This window comes from Flavobacterium geliluteum, assembly GCF_017948595.1.
Classification (GTDB): Bacteria; Bacteroidota; Bacteroidia; order Flavobacteriales; family Flavobacteriaceae; genus Flavobacterium; species Flavobacterium flavipigmentatum.
On record NZ_JAGFBV010000092.1, the window covers coordinates 1 to 288 of the forward strand.

At 36.5% G+C, this 288-nt stretch carries 1 rRNA gene; it reads left to right on the top strand.

Annotation, left to right across the window (positions count from 1 at the left end):
• Window positions 1-75: ribosomal RNA gene (rrf, locus tag J3495_RS19570) — 5S ribosomal RNA — on the top strand; the annotation flags it as partial.
• Between the last annotated feature and the right edge of the window lie 213 nt (window positions 76-288).

A 288-nucleotide genomic window follows, 5' to 3' on the forward strand; every position in this document is an offset into this window, starting at 1 on the left:
ATCCCGAACAGAGTAGTTAAGCCCGCCTGCGCAGATGGTACTGCAGTTATGTGGGAGAGTATGTCGTCGCCTTTCTTTTTAAAACCCCTGTTTCAAACGAAACAGGGGTTTTTTGTTTATATAAAAAATCTCCAAATTTAATAAATCAAGGATCAAGACGAAAACGGATCAACACGAAAACCTGTGGAGTTATAAAAATTATGCATAAATAGTAGTGAGTCTAAAAAGGAAGTATTCCACATTCCTCACACCTCTGAATTTTGATCTGAATGCTTTTATTTTAGCATT